Origin of the sequence: Kurthia huakuii LAM0618 (assembly GCF_000505545.1) — a bacterium.
Lineage (GTDB): Bacteria > Bacillota > Bacilli > Bacillales_A > Planococcaceae > Kurthia > Kurthia huakuii.
Genome location: NZ_AYTB01000008.1, coordinates 294,939 through 313,506 on the forward strand (window position 1 = coordinate 294,939; position 18,568 = coordinate 313,506).

General features: G+C 40.2%; 16 protein-coding genes. 2 read left to right on the forward strand and 14 right to left on the reverse strand.

Annotated elements, in window-relative coordinates:
- Nucleotides 1-6: 6 nt before the first annotated feature.
- Together parC and parE are read right to left on the reverse strand one after the other, a co-directional pair.
- Nucleotides 7-2,433 (reverse strand): DNA topoisomerase IV subunit A, encoded by a 2,427-nt coding sequence (gene parC / locus V514_RS0105860; protein WP_029498937.1) that lies wholly within the window; start codon nt 2,431-2,433, stop codon nt 7-9.
- The gene (gene parE / locus V514_RS0105865; protein WP_035944465.1) at nt 2,433-4,385 is read right to left on the reverse strand and encodes a DNA topoisomerase IV subunit B; all 1,953 of its coding nucleotides are present in this window, start codon (nt 4,383-4,385) and stop codon (nt 2,433-2,435) included. The genes parC and parE overlap by 1 nt, the downstream gene beginning before the upstream one ends.
- A gap of 266 nt (nt 4,386-4,651) precedes the next feature.
- Here parE and plsY point away from each other — a divergent pair, with 266 nt between their 5' ends.
- Both plsY and V514_RS0105875 read left to right on the forward strand, forming a co-directional pair.
- A complete protein-coding gene (gene plsY / locus V514_RS0105870) occupies nt 4,652-5,254 on the forward strand; it encodes a glycerol-3-phosphate 1-O-acyltransferase PlsY (RefSeq protein WP_029498940.1) in 603 nt (200 codons plus the stop codon).
- Between the two features lie 19 nt (nt 5,255-5,273).
- Complete coding sequence (locus tag V514_RS0105875; RefSeq protein ID WP_029498941.1) at nt 5,274-5,567, forward strand: HesB/YadR/YfhF family protein; 294 nt, start codon at nt 5,274-5,276, stop codon at nt 5,565-5,567.
- A gap of 70 nt (nt 5,568-5,637) precedes the next feature.
- Here the strand turns inward: V514_RS0105875 and V514_RS0105880 are convergent, their stop codons facing one another.
- The 12 genes from V514_RS0105880 to leuB all read right to left on the reverse strand — a co-directional run bounded on the left by V514_RS0105880 (nt 5,638) and on the right by leuB (nt 18,546).
- Entirely contained in the window at nt 5,638-6,063 is a 426-nt protein-coding gene (locus tag V514_RS0105880) for an acyl-CoA thioesterase (RefSeq protein ID WP_029498942.1), read from the reverse strand.
- A 187-nt stretch (nt 6,064-6,250) separates the two neighbouring features.
- On the reverse strand, nt 6,251-8,959 hold the full coding sequence (gene acnA / locus V514_RS0105885; RefSeq protein WP_029498944.1) for an aconitate hydratase AcnA: 2,709 nt from the start codon (nt 8,957-8,959) through the stop codon (nt 6,251-6,253).
- 145 nt (nt 8,960-9,104) lie between these two features.
- Entirely contained in the window at nt 9,105-9,497 is a 393-nt protein-coding gene (locus V514_RS0105890) for a thiol-disulfide oxidoreductase DCC family protein (protein ID WP_029498945.1), read from the reverse strand.
- A gap of 174 nt (nt 9,498-9,671) precedes the next feature.
- Nucleotides 9,672-10,376 (reverse strand): LutC/YkgG family protein, encoded by a 705-nt coding sequence (locus V514_RS0105900; protein WP_029498946.1) that lies wholly within the window; start codon nt 10,374-10,376, stop codon nt 9,672-9,674.
- Nucleotides 10,376-11,806 (reverse strand): LutB/LldF family L-lactate oxidation iron-sulfur protein, encoded by a 1,431-nt coding sequence (locus V514_RS0105905; RefSeq protein WP_029498948.1) that lies wholly within the window; start codon nt 11,804-11,806, stop codon nt 10,376-10,378. The genes V514_RS0105900 and V514_RS0105905 overlap by 1 nt, the downstream gene beginning before the upstream one ends.
- A 3-nt stretch (nt 11,807-11,809) precedes the next feature.
- Nucleotides 11,810-12,535: a (Fe-S)-binding protein gene (locus V514_RS0105910; protein WP_029498949.1), complete on the reverse strand. Its 726-nt coding sequence runs from the start codon at nt 12,533-12,535 to the stop codon at nt 11,810-11,812.
- Nucleotides 12,536-12,697: 162 nt separating this feature from the next.
- Nucleotides 12,698-13,405 carry a hypothetical protein gene (locus V514_RS0105920; protein WP_029498952.1) on the reverse strand — a complete coding sequence of 236 codons (708 nt, stop codon included), beginning with the start codon at nt 13,403-13,405 and terminating at the stop codon, nt 12,698-12,700.
- Between the two features lie 42 nt (nt 13,406-13,447).
- A complete protein-coding gene (locus V514_RS0105925) occupies nt 13,448-14,305 on the reverse strand; it encodes a tetratricopeptide repeat protein (protein ID WP_029498955.1) in 858 nt (285 codons plus the stop codon).
- 547 nt (nt 14,306-14,852) lie between these two features.
- Nucleotides 14,853-15,113: a hypothetical protein gene (locus V514_RS0105930; protein WP_029498956.1), complete on the reverse strand. Its 261-nt coding sequence runs from the start codon at nt 15,111-15,113 to the stop codon at nt 14,853-14,855.
- A gap of 311 nt (nt 15,114-15,424) precedes the next feature.
- A complete protein-coding gene (gene leuD / locus V514_RS0105935) occupies nt 15,425-16,015 on the reverse strand; it encodes a 3-isopropylmalate dehydratase small subunit (protein WP_029498958.1) in 591 nt (196 codons plus the stop codon).
- Nucleotides 16,016-16,028: 13 nt separating this feature from the next.
- Nucleotides 16,029-17,435, reverse strand: coding sequence for a 3-isopropylmalate dehydratase large subunit (gene leuC, locus V514_RS0105940; RefSeq protein ID WP_029498959.1), 1,407 nt, complete (start codon nt 17,433-17,435; stop codon nt 16,029-16,031).
- A gap of 16 nt (nt 17,436-17,451) precedes the next feature.
- Complete coding sequence (gene leuB, locus V514_RS0105945; protein ID WP_029498961.1) at nt 17,452-18,546, reverse strand: 3-isopropylmalate dehydrogenase; 1,095 nt, start codon at nt 18,544-18,546, stop codon at nt 17,452-17,454.
- Nucleotides 18,547-18,568 lie beyond the last annotated feature (22 nt).

The following is an 18,568-nucleotide window of genomic DNA, read 5'->3' on the forward strand; positions in this document are numbered from 1 at the left end:
TGTTTATTATTCAGATGGTTGTTTCGATATTTCAATATAAGTGATATCTCCATCCGCTTCGCAATCAATGACAAACTGTCCATTTGAATAGCGCTCTGCATGGCGATATTTTGATACTGCCAATGTTTCTGGTTGCCCTTTTTCGGTTTCAATAATGATTAAATCATTTATTTCAACACGTCGTACATCAACAATCTGATGCGGCTTTGATTTTAATTCACGTAAAATCGCTAAGCCGCGTTTCGCACGACCTGTTAACTCAAAATCAGCGATGCGCATACGCTTCACTGCCCCGCGATGTGTCACGACAAACACATCCCCTTGATCGTCTGCATCGGCAATCACCACAGAAGCGATATAATCGTTGTCTTTTAAGTTGGCCGCCTTAATGCCTGCTGTACGCGTGCTTGTCGGTGCTACTTCATCGATTGGGAAACGTAGTCCATAACCATCATGTGTTACTAAAATAACATCTTTCGAACCTTCATCAACGATTTGTGCAAAAATCACTTCATCATCTTTTTTCACATTCATTGCTTTATACGTTTTATTAAAGCGCGTAATTAAATATTCATGTAATGCTGTGCGCTTGATTTGACCATTTCTTGTAACCGTTACAACAAAGCGTTTGGCATTAAAATCTGTGACACCTTCTACAGCAATCAATTCCTCCTGTTGGTCAAGCGGTACGATACTTGAAATATGCTGACCGAGGTCCTTCCATCGAATATCCGGTAAATCATGTACAAGTTGCAACACGTAATGTCCTTTATTCGTAAAGAGCATGACGTGTTGTTGCGTATTAATAAACGCTTGATAGCATACATGATCAGACTCTTTCATCGCTAATTCTTTACCGTTCGACGATTTATATGAACGAGGACTTGTACGCTTAATATAGCCATCTTTCGTTACAGATACGACAACTTCTTCGCTCGGAATTAAGACGTCCATATCTACTTTAATTTCTTGTACTTCCGCTTCAATAATCGAATGGCGCTCTGTTGTAAATGCTTTTTTAATGGCTGTTAATTCTTTTCGTAGCACAGCAATTAGCTTTTTATCATCTGCTAAAATCGCTTCTAATTCTGCAATCAGCGCTGTCAATTCTTGTTGTTCTCGTTCTAATTCCGTAATATCGGTATTTGTTAAACGATACAGTTGTAGTGACACAATCGCCTCTGCTTGTGTTTCCGAAAAGTCAAATTGCTCGATTAAATTATGTTTTGCATCCCTTTTATCTTTTGATGCGCGAATTGCTGCAATCACTTTATCTAAAATAGATAAAGCTTTCATTAGCCCCTCTACGATATGTAGACGCGCTTTGGCTTTTTTCAAGTCAAATTGCGCGCGGCGTGTGATAACATCTTTTTGGTGTTTAACATACGCCTCTAACATTAGTGGCAACGTCATCATCGTTGGGCGACGGTTATGAATCGCAATCATATTGAAGTTGTATGTTACTTGTAAATCGGTATTTTTAAATAGAAATGGTAAAATCGGTGCTGCTTGCACGTCTTTTTTCATTTCTACAACGATGCGCAATCCTTGACGATCTGACTCATCGCGCACTTCTGAAATGCCGTCTAAGCGCTTATCTAAACGTAAATCATCCATCTTTTTCACAAGATGTGCTTTGTTGACATCAAATGGGATTTCCGTAATAACGATTTGCTCTTTTGAACCTTTTAATTGTTCAATTTCTGTTTTAGCGCGCACGATAATTTTACCACGGCCCGTTTCATAGGCTTTTTTAATGCCATCTGCACCTTGGATAATGCCGCCTGTCGGAAAATCCGGTCCTGGTAACACCGTCATTAATTCTTCGACTGACACAGTTGGTTTTCTTAAATATAATAACGCAGCATCAATAACTTCATGTAAAGCATGCGGTGGAATATCCGTTGCATAACCTGCTGAAATCCCGGTCGCGCCATTCACTAATAAATTAGGGAAACGCGCCGGTAATACCGTTGGCTCAACATCTTGATCATCAAAGTTCGGAATAAAATCAACCGTTTCTTTTTGTAAATCACGTAGTAGCTCAAGCGAAATTTTTGATAAGCGCGCCTCTGTATAACGCATCGCTGCTGGTGGATCTCCATCTAACGAGCCATTGTTACCATGCATTTCAATAAGCGGCATGCTCGATTTCCAATCTTGACTCATACGAACCATCGCTTCATAAACACTTGTATCACCATGTGGATGATAGTTGCCAATAACGTTACCTACTGTTTTTGCTGATTTACGGAATGGTTTATCCGCTGTATTTCCTTCATTAAACATCGCATATAAAATACGACGTTGTACCGGTTTTAAGCCGTCGCGTGCGTCAGGCAATGCACGATCTTGAATAATATATTTACTATAACGACCAAAACGGTCTCCAATGACATCTTCTAAAGGAAGATTTTGATAGCTCTCAGCCATTACTGAACCTCTCCCTCTCCAATAAACTCATTTTCTAAAATACTGCTGTCTTCTTCCATGCTGAAGTCAACATTTGATTCAATCCATTTACGGCGTGGTTCTACTTTATCGCCCATTAATGTCGCGACACCTCGTTCTGCGCGTTCTAAATCATTAATCGTTACGCGAATTAGTGTGCGTGTTTCTGGATTCATCGTCGTATCCCATAGTTGGTCGGCATTCATCTCACCTAACCCTTTGTAGCGTTGTAAAATGTAACCTTTCCCAACTTTATCAATTGCAGCATCTAAATCTTCATCAGTCCACGCATATTCAATAACTTCCTTACTTCCTGTACCTTTTGATACTTTATAAAGTGGTGGCAGTGCAATATACACTTTCCCTGCTTCAATAAGTGGGCGCATATAGCGGAAGAAGAATGTTAATAACAGTACTTGGATATGTGCACCATCGGTATCGGCATCGGTCATAATAATGACTTTATCATACGCAGAATCTTCTACTTTAAAGTCCGCGCCAATGCCGGCTCCAATCGCGTGAATAATTGTCGCAATCTCTTCATTTTTTAAAATATCTTGTAACTTTGCTTTTTCGGTATTAATGACTTTCCCGCGCAGCGGCAAAATTGCTTGGAACGTACGGTCACGTCCTTGTTTTGCTGAACCACCTGCAGAATCACCTTCGACTAAATACAATTCGTTTTTCGCTGCATTTTTTGATTGTGCTGGCGTTAATTTACCCGATAAGATGTTTGCTTGTTTTTTATTTTTCTTGCCGTTACGCGCGTCCTCACGTGCTTTACGTGCCGCTTCACGCACTTGTTGTGCACGAATTGCTTTGCGGACAAGCGATGCCGATAAATCTGCATTTTCTTCTAAAATATACATTAATTTTTGTTGAATCACACCATCGACAGCACCACGCGCTTCGCTTGTACCTAATTTACCTTTTGTTTGGCCTTCAAACTGTAAAATGTTTTCTGGAATACGCACCGAAATAATCGCCGCTAACCCTTCACGAATATCTGAACCATCTAAGTTTTTGTCTTTTTCTTTTAGCAAACCAATTTTGCGTGCATAGTCATTAAAGACACGTGTCATCGCGGTTTTTGCACCGGTCTCATGTGTACCGCCATCGCGTGTACGAACGTTGTTGACGAATGACAGAATCGTTTCTGAATAGCCATCGTTAAATTGGAACGCAAATTCGACCTCAATATCATCTTGTGTTCCTTCAATATAATGAACGGGGTGTAATACGTCTTTATCTTCATTTAAATAGGATACGAACGCTTCGATCCCATTGTCATAGTGATATACTTCATGTTTTTCTGTTGCTTCTTCAATTAACTCAATTTTTAAGCCTTTTAATAAAAAGGCTGATTCACGTAAACGCTCTGCTAAAATATCGAAATTGAATTTCGTCACCGAGAAGATTTCTGGGTCCGGTTTAAAATGTACCGATGTACCTGAATCTTTCGTTGCTCCTAAATGTTCTAATGTTGTTGCTGGGTTTCCACCATGTTCAAAGCGCATATAATATTTTTCACCATTACGATGAATTTCTAATTCTAATAAACTTGATAGTGCGTTTACAACAGATGACCCTACACCATGTAATCCGCCACTTGTTTTATAGCCACCTTGGCCAAATTTACCGCCAGCATGAAGTACCGTGAAAATAACTTCTGGTGTCGGTTTCCCAGTCTTATGAATTCCTGTCGGTAAACCGCGTCCATGGTCAATAACGGTAATTGATTGGTCTTCGTGAATTTTCACGATAATATGATTGCCGTACCCTGCTAATGCTTCATCGACTGCATTGTCGACAATTTCATAGACAAGATGATGCAAGCCGCGTCCATCTGTAGAACCGATGTACATCCCTGGTCGTTTTCGAACCGCCTCTAGTCCTTCTAATACTTGAATCGCATCTTCATTATAAGATGTCATTGTTTGTTTTGTTGTCAAAAAAATTCCCCCTAGCGCAAACACCCGTTCGTATTTCCTGAGTTTAACACTCATTATATCACTGTCAACTGCTTACGTCACGAATTGACTCACGCATTATTGTACTACAAACGTTGAATTGAAAGCAAAATAAGAATAAAATATGAAAGACAAATGTTCAATTGTAACCTGTTGATCATCTATGCTAAAATAATTAGTATATATTATTAGCACCTACTACTAAAACTAAATAAAAGGGAGCTCTTTGTATGAATTTATTTCTTGTCCTTCTCTTAGCTTACTTATTAGGCTCCATTCCAACAGGCTTATGGATTGGCCGCGCGTTTTTTAAAACGGATATTCGCGAACATGGCAGTGGCAACCTAGGCGCCACGAATACTTTTCGTGTCTTAGGAAAGCCAGCCGGCACCGTTACAATGATTATCGACATTTTAAAAGGAACAGCAGCAACTCTGTTACCAACATTAAGCATATTTGCTACGAGCGGTGTACACCCGCTTGTAGCAGGTCTTGTAGCAGTCGTCGGGCATGTATTCCCAATCTTCGCCAAATTCCGTGGTGGCAAGGCCGTCGCGACGTCTGCTGGTGTACTTTTAGGCTATCATTGGCCCGTTTTCCTTTTAATTTTACTTGCTTTCCTGGTATGCTTAAAAGTGTTTAAAATGGTTAGCCTCGCTTCGATGTTTGGTGGCATTGTCGCATTTATTTATGCGATTGTACGTTACTTTATGACCAGTGACTGGCTGCTACTACTTATTATTGCACTTTTAGCAGGCTTTGTTATTTATCGTCACCGTTCAAATATTCAACGTATTCAAAACGGCACTGAACCAAAAGTAACATGGCTATAATAAAGGAGTGCTTTACATCATGAAACTTGTTATCTCTCAAACGGCTTTAAATTGGTTCAAAGAAGAAATGGATGCTGAACCATCTAGCTCAATTAAATTTTTTGCACGCTATGGCGGCTCTAATCCATTTCATGAAGGCTATTCGATTGGTGTAACATTTGACGAACCAATCAAGGAAGCTGTTACATTTGATGTAGACGGCATTCATTTTTTTATCGAACGAGATGATTTATGGTTTTTTAATGACCACGATTTACATGTTGATGTAAACACCGACCTAGAAGAATTAATATACGACTATGTTAAAAATTAAATTTCAAACAATGTAACGAAAAAATCCGGAATCGTCTTAATGCGATTCCGGATTTTTTTATATGTAAGTATTACGCTTGTTGCTCCGCAATTTCAACATACTTATTAAACCATTCTTCATCAATCTTTTTAAACGATATCGGACGGAAGTTTTCTTTTTTGACAATAATATGTTCCGTTGTCGCTGTAGCCGCTACTGTCCCGTCTTTATGAAGTACTTCATACGCATATACCGTACGCAGTTTATCTTGCGATTTTACCCACGTTTTCACAAACACTGGTTCGCCATAACGTAATGACGCCTTATAGTTAATATTAACGTTCATTACAGGCGATACATAGCCTTGTCGTTCAATCTCAATAAAAGAATAGCCAAGATCCGTAATCAGTTGTGAGCGGCCTAATTCAAGCCATACAACGTAGTTCGCATGGTACACGACGCCCATTTGGTCGGTTTCTGCATAACGGATTTCGATTTCCTTTGTACTTGTAAACATAATTGGTCACCTCAGCACTCATTATGACGTAGTTTCTTTAAAAAGAAAAGGTAAAGCGTCTAGCTATAGTATTATTGTTTGCGGTGTTATTGGTTATTATATAGATTAGCAAGTTGTTATTTTTAAAAGAATATAAAAAAAGAAGGTAAGGTTTGCACCTTACCTTCTTTCAAGCATACGCTTCAAATTATTTGTTTTCAGCTAATTTGTTACGTAATACCATTTGTAGGATACCACCGTTACGATAGTAATCTACTTCTACTTCTGAGTCAAAACGAGCTAATACGTCGAATTTAACTTCAGAACCGTCAGCTTTAGTAGCTGTTACAGTTAGGATATCGCGAGGTTTAACGCCTTCAGCGATGTTTACTGCGAATGTTTCGTCACCTTTTAAGCCTAGTGATTCAGCGTTGTCACCATTTAAGAATTGTAATGGAAGAACACCCATGAATACTAAGTTAGAACGGTGAATACGTTCGTATGATTCAGCGATAACTGTTTTAACTCCTAGTAAGTTAGTACCTTTGGCAGCCCAGTCACGAGAAGAACCCATACCGTAGTCTTTACCAGCTAATACTAATAAACCTGTGTTTGTTTCAGCATATTTCATTGCAGCATCGTAAATGTACTCAACATCACCTGTTGGCCAGTAAGTAGTGAAACCACCTTCTGTACCTGGAGCGATTTGGTTACGGATACGGATGTTTGCGAATGTACCACGCATCATAACTTCGTGGTTACCACGACGAGAACCGTAAGAGTTGAAGTTGCGGATCTCAACACCGTTTTCAATTAGGTATTTACCTGCTGGTGTATCTTTACCAATTGCACCTGCTGGTGAAATGTGGTCAGTTGTAATAGAGTCACCAAACTTAGCTAACACGCGTAAACCAGCAAGTGTTTCGATATCTGCTGGAGTAGCTGATAAGTTTTGGAAGAATGGTGGATTTTGGATATAAGTTGATTTCGTATCGAACTCATATAAAGTATCAGTTGAAGTTTCGATTGCGTTCCAAGCTTCGTTAGCTGTGAATACAGTTTCGTATTCTTTTTGGAATAGGTCACGAGTTACAACTTTGTTTAATACAGCGTTGATTTCATCAGTTGAAGGCCAGATATCATCGAAGAATACATCGTTGCCATCTTTGTCTTTACCGAATGAATCTTCACGTAGGTCGATATCAACAGTACCAGCTAATGCGTAAGCTACAACTAATGGAGGAGCAGCTAAGTAGTTAGCTTTTACAAGTGGGTGAACACGGCCTTCGAAGTTACGGTTACCAGAAAGTACTGAAGTTACGAATAAATCATTTGATTTGATTGCATCTTCGATTTCTGGAAGTAATGGACCTGAGTTACCGATACATGTAGTACAGCCGTAACCTACAGTGTTGAAGCCTAATTGATCTAGGTATTCAGTTAAACCAGAATCATTTAGGTAACCAGTTACAACTTTTGAACCTGGTGCTAATGAAGTTTTAACCCATTTAGGAACAGTTAAGCCTTTTTCAACCGCTTTTTTAGCTACAAGACCTGCAGCGATTAAAACGTATGGGTTAGATGTATTTGTACAAGAAGTGATTGCAGCGATTGCTACAGCACCTGCAGGAATTTCAACATCGCCTTCAGCAAATTTAGCTGTAGAAGATTTAGTAAACTCTTCTTCAGTTAAACCGAAACCTTGTACGCCAGAAGGAGCTACAACTACTTCATGGTAACGTTGTTTCATGTTTGATAAAGGAATTAAATCTTGTGGACGTTTAGGACCAGAAAGGTTTGGTTCGATTGCGTTTAAGTCAACTTCTACTACTGAAGTGTAGTTTGGTTCTAAAGCTGCATCGAAGAACATATTGTTTGCTTTTAAGTAAGCTTCTACAACAGCGATGTGTTCTTCGTCACGACCTGTTAAACGCATGTAATTTAATGATTCTTCATCGATTGCGAAGAAACCACAAGTAGCACCGTATTCAGGAGCCATGTTTGAGATTGTAGCACGGTCAGCTAATGGAAGACCTACAACGCCAGGACCGAAGAACTCAACAAATTTGTTAACTACGCCTTTTTTACGTAATTCTTGAGTTACTTTAAGTGCTAAGTCAGTTGCAGTTGTGCCTGAAGGTAATTTACCTGATAATTTTACACCGATTACTTCTGGAACTGGGAAGTAAGAAGGTTGGCCTAACATACCAGCTTCAGCTTCGATACCACCAACGCCCCATCCAAGAACGCCGATACCGTTGATCATTGTTGTATGAGAGTCAGTACCTACTACTGAGTCAGGGAATGTTTCGAATGTGCCATCAGCATTTTCGTTTACGTGTACTACTGGAGCTAAATACTCTAAGTTTACTTGGTGAACGATACCAGTTGCTGGTGGTACTGCACGGAAGTTGTTGTAAGATGTTTGAGCCCATTTTAAGAAGTTGTAACGTTCAGCGTTACGTTCGAATTCAAGGTCCATGTTTGCTTTAAGTGCAGATTCATTACCGTATTTATCAACTTGTACAGAGTGGTCAATTACTAAATCAACTGGGATTGCAGGGTTGATTTCGTCTGGGTTACCACCCATATCTTTCATAGCTGTACGTAGAGAAGTTAAGTCAACTACTACTGGTACACCAGTGAAATCTTGTAATACTACGCGAGATGGTTTGAATGGTACTTCACCAGTTGTGTCTGCTTCTTTTGTACCCCATTTTGCTAAGTTGTCTACATGTTCTTCTTTAATCACGTAGTTGTCATATTGACGTAATACTGATTCAAGTAAAACTTTGATTGAGTAAGGTAAGTTAGATACTTTTGCTACGCCAGCTTCTTCGATAGCGTTAAGGTTGTAGTAGTTATACGTTTTACCATTAACTTCGAAAGATGCGCGGCTGTTGTGTAAGTTTGCCATTATTGATGGTCCCCCTCTAATATGTTCATAATGAAAAGGTTACAAATTTTGTACTACTTTTCTCCAAAACCAATGATACCGAATGGCAGCACATAAGTAAATAAAATTATTTTTATGCGTTGTGATAAGTTTTTTTTATGACCTTCTAGTGGATAAAACGCTTTCTTTCTTGTTCTGACGGGATTTTGCACATTTTACTAACTTTCGATAAAGAATCTCTATTTTTCGCAACAATATCATAAATACGATTGCTAAGCGCTATTGGGACATAGCGTCCAAAATGCATATAACAATACGGTTTATTTAAATAACGTGCTACGAAAAAAACCGCCTGAGCCTTCGTATAAAGCACATGATCATGCTTCACAACAAACGTATTTAAATCTTTTACGAGCTTTGTTGGTAATTCACGTGCCGCTAATTCGCCTTGTAGCGGAGTAAATAAAAAACATTCATTTGCCTCGTGATCTAAAATAAACTGCACAGCTGCTGAACAAAATCCACAATCACCATCATAAAATAAAATTGGTTTACCCATATGGACTACCTTCTTTCGATACTATAGCTGCTAAAACACCCGATATGCTAATTTCCACTACATAAATAGTGAATTTTTTAACTTTTCCGAGCATTTCATCCAATTTCATTATACGAAACAATGAAAAAAAAATCCACCTTCCTTCTATTATAATAGAACGAAAGATGGAAAACGTTAACAATCTGTTAACACAATATAGGTTGCTTCTACCGGTCCATGCACGCCAACGACTAATTTCATTTCAATGTCGGCTGAATTACTTGGCCCCGAAACATAATCAATGGCGTGTGGCAAAAGTTCCCCTGCCTCTACACGCTGCCGAAACAATTGAGATAGTTGCGTCATACGTAGCAATAATGAGCTTTTTGGAATAATGGCGACAAAGGCGTGTGGCAATAAGCCAACTGCCTTCCCTGCACCTTCCGCTGAATAAAGGACAACAGTGCCAGACTCTGCTAGCGCATATTCACTAAAGACAAGGCCTACGCGCGATATATTAGCTTCAGCAAAATTTTGTTCGCGCGATTTTTCATTACTCCACGTATAAACAGCGATGTCATGTTGTGGTAATGTTTGCATTAATAACGGCGTTAAACCATACGTTTCAAAACGAGCATCATCCCAAACGGATACAGGGCCACCATAATTTTTGATAACTTGTGCAACCTCTTGTTGTAACGTTCCGCGCGTCGCTTCTACGACATCGGTATGAATACGTGTACATTGCTCTTTAAATGTCGTAAGTAAGTCATCGTTTGTCATTCGTGCATCATGTTGTGCGTTCGGTCGATGTTGCCAATTTTTTATTGGTCGTTCAGTCGTATTGGCAGTACGTTGTAAGCGAGCCGCTATTGTCGATAAAAATTGTGTTTGTTCCATTAAACGTTTCCTCCCTTATCACGCGTCTCAAACCAGTCTCGTAAACGTTGCTCTTTTGGTGCTGGAAAATCACGGACATTGGTCCAGGTTTTCAATGGTCCGGGGCCTTTTGAAATCATGTCATCTTTTGCAAATGGCTTGATGGCTTTCGCCGCTACCTTCGTCCCAAATCGATATAGCGGTGAACGCGATGCACCGAACTCAAATAATTTCATCATCGCACTTTCTGAGACCGGTGCTCGCCCTTCTTCTTCGACGATCACTTGGCGATGTTTTAATAATAATTCGTGTAATGGAATTTTCACCGGACAAACTTCGGTACAAGCGCCGCATAAACTTGACGCATATGGCAACTCTTTATAATCATCATAACCTGCTAATAACGGCGTTAATACGGCACCAATTGGCCCCGAATAAATCGAATTGTACGAATGACCACCAATATGTCGGTAAACCGGACAAGTATTGACACAAGCACCGCAGCGAATACATTGCAACACTTCTTCAAAATCGCCCCCTAGAATCGACGAGCGGCCATTATCTAACACAACGACATGAAAGTCTTCTGGACCATCTACTTCTTGCGCGTGTTTTGGCCCCGTCACGATGTTGACATAACTCGACAATTTTTGACCAACTGCGCTGCGTGTTAGCATCGTTACTAACACTTCTAATTCTTCCATTGATGGCACAAGACGTTCCATGCCCATTACGGCAATATGTGTTTTTGGAATAGTCGTCACTAAGCCGGCATTGCCTTCATTTGTTACTAAACAAATCGAACCGCTATCGGCAACTGCAAAGTTACAACCTGTCACGCCTACATCAGCGGCTAAAAATTCATCGCGCAAAATCTCACGTACATAACGCGCTAATTCACCCGCTTCCGATGTATTTTGTTCATCATAACCGAGCTTTTCAACAAATACTTCTTTAATTTGATCTTTATTTTTATGCAAGGACGGTGCAACGATATGCGACGGCTTATCGCCCTCTAGCTGCAAAATGTATTCGCCAAGATCCGTTTCAAGCACTTGGCATCCTTCTGCTTCTAACGCGTCATTTAAGCTAATTTCTTCCGTTACCATCGATTTAGACTTAACGATTTTTTTAGCATTCTTTTGCCGCACAACATCACGAATATACGCATTGGCCTCATTGGCATCGTGTGCAAAATAAACGTGACCACCCGCTTTTTCAACATTTATCGCTAGTTCATGCAAATAATAATCTAAATGTTCGAGCACATGCTGACGAATTTCTTGTGCGTGATTGCGCCACTGTTCCCAATCCCCTAATTCTTCCACAGCATCTAGTCGTTTCGTATATAAATGATCTTGTGCCGATGCGACGGCGCCGCGCATAAAATCGTTGTGTACGTTTTTCTCGACATTATCGTTAAAGTGATGCTCATTAAATTGAATTGCCATCGACTACACCCCTTCATGTTGTGTTAAAACTTCAGCAATATGCAGCGTCGTTAATTTGTCGCCACGTCGGTGCAGACGCCCATTAATATTCATCATGCAGCCACCATCGGATGCAATCAAATAGTCGGCATCTGTTTGCAGCGCACAGTCTATCTTCTCATCAACCATTTGCTCGGAGATAGTACCCATTTTCACTGAAAATGTGCCGCCAAAACCGCAGCAATTATGTGCGTTTGGCAACGCGACAAGTTCTAAACCTTTTACATGTTCTAATAAAATATATGGCTCTTCTTTTACACCTAATAAACGCGTCATATGGCACGACGTATGATACGTCACACGATGCGGGAAACTTGCGCCAACATCCGTAACTTTCAAAACATTAACTAAAAATTCCGTTAATTCATACGTTTTGTCTGCTACAAGTTGTGCTTTCTTCGCATAGATTGGTTCATCGGCGAAAATACGTGGATATTCTTTAAACATCGTTGCACATGAGCCCGACGGTGTCACGATACATGGTTCATGTAAAAATGTATCAATCATATGACGCATCGGTTCCTTGGCATCCCTTATATACCCTGAATTGTACGCTGGTTGCCCACAGCACACTTGCCCCTTCGGAAACGTTACGTCACAGCCAAGTGATTCTAATAGCTCAACGGTCGCCTTTCCTACATTCGTTTGAAATACATCAACTAAACATGTCGCAAATAACGCCACTTTCATGAAACCTTCCCCCTCAAAAATGAATTTTTGGCTATGTCTTTAAGTATATATTTGGCAATACATGGAATACTTACTATGCCAAAAAAGAATAGCTCGAACCCTTTATAAACTTTTTTGGCATTTAAAAAGAGAAACTGCGCCATCATGCAATTCCTCTCGTTGTTATTGTGGTGTCATCAATTGTTCGTTATATAATTTGCGAATTTGCTGTTGCCAGCTTGCCGATAATAACACCGATGTGTCGAGCGTATGATAAACGCGGCGCAATAGCTGATTCAATCGTTCACGCGATGGGACAAACGTATAACGCGCGTTTTGCTGTGCATCGACATGTATCATTACGAGTTGGTCAATGTCGATTAAATCGGCTAAGGCTCGCTTCGCACTCATTGTAAAATCATTCGTTCGGTAATGCACCGCAAAGGCTTCGGCAACGTTTACTAACGAACGCTGAAGCATCGACCATGACTGCGGCTCATCTAGCCATGAAAGCGTATAAGCAATGACCCATTTCAAATCGTTATGTGCAGCGTCATCAATATTGTGACGCACATCTTCGTCATCGTAGTATTGCTCAAAGTAACAGAGGGCATCGATAAATCCAGTGACATCTTGCTGTTGTTCAACATGTAGTAAATGGCGCAATACCTCAATCCGTGCACACATCTCTTGACGTTCGATTGGCTCATACAAACCAATATGCACAGACGCACATTCCGCTAACAGTTGGCGCACAATACTCACTTGTTGAAAATACGGCAATTGAATCGCTGTCGCAACCTTATGAATCGTTTGGCGATGAAAAGCATCTTGTAGTTGCTCATTTAGCTGTTGTTCTAACAATAATAGTCGCTCGATATGGTGTCGCATAAACGCCACCCCCCTTACAAAACTATTCCCATTTTTCGCGCGTTAAAAACGCGTTAGCTTGTCCTTCGCCTGCTCGTCACCTTGCAATGCAGCACGTTGATACCAATACTTCGCTTTTTGTAAATTTTGTACTGTACCAACGCCTTGTTCATAACAAAAACCGACATTGTATTCGCCTTCAATATCTTGGCCATTTGCTGCTTGTAAATACCACACAAATGCCTCGTCAAATGCTGTACGTTGCATCGCTTTATGGCCCAAATAATTTGCCGCATACAAATCACCATAAAATGCCGCTTGCTCAAACCAATACAGCGATGTCTGTTCATCTACTTCAACACCAACGCCTTTTTCAAACATATAGCCAAGCGTAAACATCGCCTCCGATACGCCGAGCATCGCCGCTTTTGAAAACCAATGGTAGGCAATCGTTTCATTTTGTTCAACCGTTTCGCCGCGAAGGTACATATCCGCATAATTATTCATCGCATCAGCAAGCCCTGCTTTCGCTGCCTGTTCATAACAAGCAAATGCACGCTCGATATTTTCATCGACACCAAGACCTTCATAATAAAGGTTACCAAGCCAATACAACGCCGCTAAATAACCATTAGTTGCTGCTAGTTGAAAACATTGTGCGCTTAATGTCATCATGCCGATTCCACGATATAAATGCGCTAATTCATATTGCGCTTCTTTGTCATCATTGACGCTACGCTGTGCAAGCTTCATTGCTTGCACAATCAACACCTCATCGATAAAAACCGCTTCTGCCTCGTCATACGTTGGTAGCGCAATTTGTTGCTTAATTACCGCTACAAGTTTATGTTGCTCGGTCTGTACCACCTTTAGTTGTTGCTGCAATAAATGTGCGCGCGTTTGTCGTTCATGTGTTCCCATGTCACTTTCACTCCTCATAGTTTTGAGTATAACAAAAAAGGAACCGCTACGGCGCGATTCCTTCTTTACGATTGTATTTATAAAACCCTTTGTTTGAACGTTTGATATTCATCGTATGATTTCCCATCCCCATGAGAACTCTTGCTCTTACACTAGTAGTTTATGTATATACGAAGATAACCCCTTATCTCAGCGTATATTACGATGAATACCGCATGATTCTTCCGTTGACAGAATGCTTACATTTTTCACGTAAAACCTCTGTCAAACTGTTGTGATACAGCATGATCGAAAGAAACATCGATTAATGGCATGATTCTGCATCGATTTCTCCCATAAAATCGATCAGTGTTAAGAAACGTAATAAACATTCTTAATAGATAACGCCATATATTTTAACATTTTCTATTTTATCATTCAAATATATTATTTGTACAGTATTATTTATAATTTTTTTAAGTTATCTGTTATAACACAATAATAAAAAGGCTCTCTCATCGTCCCCTAGATTTGACAGCCCATTATCATGCATTCAATTGTCTAACATTTAAAATAGTTTGGCGAAATCTTCCGCGCGTGCAGAGATGATTTGTTCAAACTGGCGCATGTCAACGCGATCATTATCCGACATTAATCGTTGTTCGATTGTACCGCGTTCATTGATCATTGTTTCAATCGGCGTTAGTTGATTGCGATGGAGTTTCATCATTAATTGACCGTCCATTTCATAATGGATTCCTGTTGATACTTTATCTCGTTGAATAGTTGCTGCTTGTAAAGATTGAATGGCTTCTGTGAAGTTATTCATCGTCTACACTCCTTTATTTATCATTATGTTGTACTATTGCCGTTTTATTTTTACGCAAAACATCGCATTTTTTAATTTTGAGTAATATTGCGTATATAACAGTAAATTCATTCAATTTCACTGTAAAATCACACATAAAATTTCTTTCCACTTTTTTAGTGTCGAAACAAAAAAGAGGCTTTTACAAAACAGTTCCTGTTCCTTTTTTAGCGTTCGCCACAAAAAACCGGAACCGCGCCACAGCGCGATTCCGGTTTTTCTTATGCTCATCTGAAAGGGTGTTGTTACACGTATGTCCCAGCCTCGTTTATTTAAGCAAATACAGTACGTCTTTGTTCATATTTTTTAATGTGTTCATCATATTGAATTGTTAAAGAAATTTCATCCCAACCATTCAATAATGTTTCTTTATAGTACGCATCGATGTCAAAATGATACACTTTGTCACCAACTGTTACTGTTTGGTGTTCTAAGCTAACCGTTGCCGTTGTTGCATTAGCTTCTGCTGTCGCTAAAATTTCTTCTACTTCAGAAACCGATAATTCAATTGGTAAAATACCATTTTTGAAACAGTTATTATGGAAAATATCCGCATAGCTTGGTGCAATCACAACATTAAAACCGTAGTCTAAAATCGCCCATGGTGCGTGCTCACGTGATGAGCCACAACCAAAGTTATCATGTGCAACTAAAATGCTTGAACCTTTATATTGCGGTTGATTTAATACGAAATCTTCGATTGGATTTCCTTCTGCATCAAAGCGCCAATGATAAAATACATATTGACCAAAGCCTGTACGCTCGATGCGCTTTAGAAACTCTTTTGAAATAATTTGATCGGTATCGACATTTTTACGATTCAGTGGTGTTAATACGCTCGTTACTTGGTTAATTGGTTTCATTCGGCTGTTCCTCCTATACAGATGCTTTCATAATTTCTCGAACGTCTACAAAGTGTCCTGCAATAGCTGCCGCTGCGGCCATTGGAGGCGATACTAAATGCGTACGTGAACCCGCACCTTGACGTCCTTCAAAGTTACGGTTTGATGTAGAGGCACAGCGTTCACCAGCTGGTACAACGTCCTCATTCATTGCTAGGCACATCGAACAACCTGATTCACGCCATTCAAATCCTGCTTCTAAAAATACTTTATCTAATCCTTCTGCTTCTGCTTGTTGCTTGACAGAATAAGAGCCCGGTACGACGATTGCACGCACGCCTTCATGTACTTTTTGCCCTTGAATAACCGAGGCTGCAGCACGTAAATCGTGTAGGCGAGAGTTTGTGCAAGAGCCGATAAAGACATGTTGAATCGCAATATCTGTAATCGGTGTACCCGCTTCTAAATCCATATACGTTAATGCTTTTTCAAGCGCTTGTTTATCCGATTCTTCAGTGAAATCTGCTGCTGTTGGTACCGTTTGTGATACACCAACACCCATTGATGGATTTGTTCCCCATGTAACGATTGGCTCAATATCAGCCGCTTGAATGATACGCACTTCATCGTACGTGGCATCGGCATCAGATGCTAGTGATAGCCAATACGCCGCTGCTTCATCAAATTGGTCTGCTGGCGCAAATTTACGCCCTTTAATATAATCCACCGTAATTTGGTCTGGCGAGATTAAACCGGCTTTTGCCCCTGCTTCAATCGACATATTACAAATCGTCATACGCTCTTCCATTGAAAGTTTATGAATCGCATCACCAGTAAACTCAACGATGTGCCCCGTCCCCATATCAATGCCAAATTTTGCGATAATCGCTAAAATAATATCTTTTGCCGCAACACCAAAACCTAATTCGCCTTCTACGCGTACTTCCATCGTTTTTGGTTTGTTTTGCCATAGCGTTTGTGTACTTAATACATGTTCAACTTCCGATGTGCCGATACCAAAGGCGATTGCGCCAAAAGCACCATGTGTCGATGTATGAGAATCTCCACACACAATCGTTTTACCAGGTTGTGTTAACCCAAGCTGCGGCCCGATAACGTGGACAATTCCTTGGTCTGGGTGGCCCATATCCGCAAGCTCTACACCAAACTCTTTACAGTTGTCGGCAAGCGTTGTAATTTGCTTTTTCGCAATTGGGTCATTAATAACCGGTAAATTTTGTGTTGGTACGTTGTGATCCATCGTTGCAAATGTTAAATCTGGACGACGAACTTGACGGTTGTTGAGACGTAACCCTTCAAAGGCTTGTGGACTCGTTACTTCATGCACTAAATGTAGGTCGATGAATAATAAATCCGGTTTACCTGACTCCTCATAAACGATGTGATTATCCCAAACTTTTTCAATAATATTTTTTCCCATTTTTCGTCATCCTTTCTTATAGTAAATTTGCAAATGTATCCTGTACATATGATGAATCAATTTCAGCGATTACTTTTTCAGTCCATTCATTTGTTGAAAGTGCTGCTGTACCTTTTGGTGCCATGTCGCCGGTAAAGAAACCTTGTTCAAACACGCGTGCAACCGCTTGTTCAATCTCTTTTGCCTCATCAGCTAATTCAAATGTGTATTGTAAAAGCATCGCTGCCGATAAAATCGTCGCAGCTGGGTTAGCAATGCCTTTGCCTGCAATATCCGGTGCTGAACCATGAACGGGCTCGTATAAACCGAAGTTATCTCCACGCATCGACGCAGATGGTAATACACCAAGTGAACCGGTAATAACAGATGCTTCATCTGATAAAATATCGCCAAACATATTTTCCGTTACGATGACATCATATGAAGCGGGATTTGTAATTAATTTCATAGCTGTTGAGTCAACTAAGCTATGCTCGACTTCAACGTCTGGATAATCCGCCTTTTTCTCGTCAACAATTTGACGCCATAAGCGCGATGTATCTAGCACATTTGCTTTGTCAACGGATGTTAAACGTTTGCTGCGTAGACGAGCTAGTTGGAATGCATTGTCAACAATGCGCTCGATCTCTTTGCGGCTATATGTCAGTGTGTCATAGGCAGTTTCATCATCGCGGTTACGTTCACCGAAGTAAAGACCCCCCGTTAATTCACGGACGATTAATAAATCTACATCTTTGACGTTTTCTTCTTTTAAAGGAGACGATTGTAACATCGATGGAATTGCTTGAACCGGACGCAGGTTAGAGAATAAATCAAAGTGCTTACGAATGCGCAACAAGCCTTTTTCTGGGCGTAAATCCGATGGGTTATTGTCCCATTTCGGACCTCCAACAGCACCTAATAAAATCGCATCGCTTGCTTCGCATAATTCGATTGTTTCTTGTGGTAGCGGGTCATTAAATTGATCGATTGCCGCACCGCCAATAGCACCTACTGCGATGTGAAATGTATGATTGTATTTGTGTGCAATAGCTTGTAGTACTTGTACAGCACTTGACACGATCTCTGGACCGATGCCGTCACCTGGTAAAGCCGTAATTTTCTTTTCCATAAGAATGTCTCCCTTCAAAGTT

What these genes read in the sequence shown, in the direction of transcription:
- V514_RS0105875 (WP_029498941.1), top strand. Translation starts at nt 5,274, where the DNA reads ATGAAACTTGTTATCTCTCAAACGGCTTTAAATTGGTTCAAAGAAGAA.
- leuB (WP_029498961.1), bottom strand. Translation starts at nt 18,546, where the DNA reads ATGGAAAAGAAAATTACGGCTTTACCAGGTGACGGCATCGGTCCAGAG.
- V514_RS0105905 (WP_029498948.1), bottom strand. Translation starts at nt 11,806, where the DNA reads ATGGCAATTCAATTTAATGAGCATCACTTTAACGATAATGTCGAGAAA.
- acnA (WP_029498944.1), bottom strand. Translation starts at nt 8,959, where the DNA reads ATGGCAAACTTACACAACAGCCGCGCATCTTTCGAAGTTAATGGTAAA.
- V514_RS0105890 (WP_029498945.1), bottom strand. Translation starts at nt 9,497, where the DNA reads ATGGGTAAACCAATTTTATTTTATGATGGTGATTGTGGATTTTGTTCA.
- V514_RS0105910 (WP_029498949.1), bottom strand. Translation starts at nt 12,535, where the DNA reads ATGAAAGTGGCGTTATTTGCGACATGTTTAGTTGATGTATTTCAAACG.
- V514_RS0105880 (WP_029498942.1), bottom strand. Translation starts at nt 6,063, where the DNA reads ATGTTTACAAGTACAAAGGAAATCGAAATCCGTTATGCAGAAACCGAC.
- parC (WP_029498937.1), bottom strand. Translation starts at nt 2,433, where the DNA reads ATGGCTGAGAGCTATCAAAATCTTCCTTTAGAAGATGTCATTGGAGAC.
- parE (WP_035944465.1), bottom strand. Translation starts at nt 4,385, where the DNA reads ATGACATCTTATAATGAAGATGCGATTCAAGTATTAGAAGGACTAGAG.
- leuC (WP_029498959.1), bottom strand. Translation starts at nt 17,435, where the DNA reads ATGGGAAAAAATATTATTGAAAAAGTTTGGGATAATCACATCGTTTAT.
- V514_RS0105925 (WP_029498955.1), bottom strand. Translation starts at nt 14,305, where the DNA reads ATGGGAACACATGAACGACAAACGCGCGCACATTTATTGCAGCAACAA.
- V514_RS0105930 (WP_029498956.1), bottom strand. Translation starts at nt 15,113, where the DNA reads ATGAATAACTTCACAGAAGCCATTCAATCTTTACAAGCAGCAACTATT.
- V514_RS0105920 (WP_029498952.1), bottom strand. Translation starts at nt 13,405, where the DNA reads ATGCGACACCATATCGAGCGACTATTATTGTTAGAACAACAGCTAAAT.
- V514_RS0105900 (WP_029498946.1), bottom strand. Translation starts at nt 10,376, where the DNA reads ATGGAACAAACACAATTTTTATCGACAATAGCGGCTCGCTTACAACGT.
- plsY (WP_029498940.1), top strand. Translation starts at nt 4,652, where the DNA reads ATGAATTTATTTCTTGTCCTTCTCTTAGCTTACTTATTAGGCTCCATT.
- leuD (WP_029498958.1), bottom strand. Translation starts at nt 16,015, where the DNA reads ATGAAACCAATTAACCAAGTAACGAGCGTATTAACACCACTGAATCGT.